Below are 1,739 nucleotides of genomic sequence, written 5' to 3'. Positions count from 1 at the left end.
AACCGTTCAATACTTCGACAATTAAAGATGGAGCGCACACTAACCACCAGCCCAAGGCGTTGCCGCATCCGGCTGCTCAATTGAATACTGACAATACTGTCTCCACCCAATCTAAAGAAATCATCCCTGATGCTTAATCGGTCCAAAGGAATGCCCAACACTTCAGCCCATATTTCACATACTTGACGTTCCAAATCACTGCGCGGCGCAACATAAACATTACTGGATTTTTGAACAGGCTCAGGCAATTGCTGATGATCTAATTTCCCATTAACCGTTAAAGGCAATTTTTCCAAAGGAACAAATACTTGCGGTACCATGTAATCAGGCAATCGATGACTTAAATAATTCATCAATGCCTGTTCTTCATAAACTCCATCCGATACACAGTAACCAACCAAATAATATCCTTCAGTTGACTGCTGTTTTTTGGCCAACACCACAGCCTGTTTCATACCTGGATAACTTAATAAAACAGACTCTATTTCACCCAGCTCAATGCGATGGCCACGGATCTTGACTTGAAAATCATTACGGCCTACATATTCCAGGCTTCCATCAGGTAGCCAACGAACTAAATCCCCTGTTTTATACAAACGACCTTCATCAAACGGACTTGGAATAAAACGCTCGCTGGTTAATGCCTCTTGATTCAAATAACCACACGCCAAACTCGAACCACCCACATATAACTCGCCTATGGCATACACAGGAACAGGGTTCAGTGCATCATCCAAAACATAGGCTTTTAAATTAGAAAGCACGGTACCAATTTGAGAACGCTCATCCAATTTATCTTGCTTAATGCGATGATACGTCACATGTACGGTTGTCTCGGTAATTCCATACATATTAATTAACTGAGGTTTATCCTCACCGTAACATGAAAACCAGTGACTTAATCGAGGAAGATGTAGCGCTTCGCCACCAAAAATGACATAGCGTAAATGCTCTAGCTTTTGCTCAGTAGCAAAATCCATAAATTGATAAAAAGCACTGGGCGTTTGGTTTAAAACCGTTACCCCTTCGCGCTCACATAACGCATGGAATTCGGCAAAATCTCGGGTTTGATCATGTGAAGGGATAACCAACTTACCCCCATAAGCCAAAGCCCCCCAGATCTCCCACACACTGAAATCAAATACATAGGCATGGAATAAAGTCCAAACATCACCGGAATGAAAGCCATATAAACCTTCTGTTGCTAATAACAATCTGGCTACATTGCCATGGGTTTGTAAAACTCCCTTGGGCTTCCCGGTGGTCCCGGAGGTATAAATGACATAGGCCAAATTACTTTCCGGGATAGCAATACCTAAATTCTCTTCAGGATAATTAATTAAAACCGGTGATGCGATTAAGTTATCAATGCAAACAAAAGACACATCATGACTTCGTTTAACTTCATGCAACCGTGGAACGTGCTGTTCATTAGTGATTAAAAGCATACTCTTTGTATCTTCAAGAATATGCTCTATTCGATGTTCTGGATAACTTGGCTCCATCGGAACATAAGCTGCCCCAACCTTTAAAACTGCCAATATCGCTATCAGCATCAACTCATTTTTGTCTACACATAAACAAACTAAATCATTAGGCTTAATCTGATATTGAGAACGAAGATAGTGAGCAAATTGATTCGATTTCTTATTTAGTTCCTGGTAGGTATATTTTAGCTTTCCATGAGAAATTGCTATACCATCAGGATTTCTTTGCACTTGTGATTCAAATGTTTTTAC

At 40.6% G+C, this 1,739-nt stretch carries 1 protein-coding gene; it reads right to left on the bottom strand.

Annotated elements, in window-relative coordinates; all coding sequences use genetic code 11:
- A partial coding sequence (locus tag ELY21_RS15465; RefSeq protein ID WP_127110932.1) for an amino acid adenylation domain-containing protein occupies nt 1–1,739 on the bottom strand: 1,739 nt, incomplete at both ends.

The organism is Legionella sp. km535 (assembly GCF_003990085.1).
GTDB lineage: Bacteria > Pseudomonadota > Gammaproteobacteria > Legionellales > Legionellaceae > Legionella > Legionella moravica.
The sequence above is the reverse complement of the archived record's forward strand: the minus strand, read 5'-3'. Positions and strand labels throughout refer to the sequence as shown.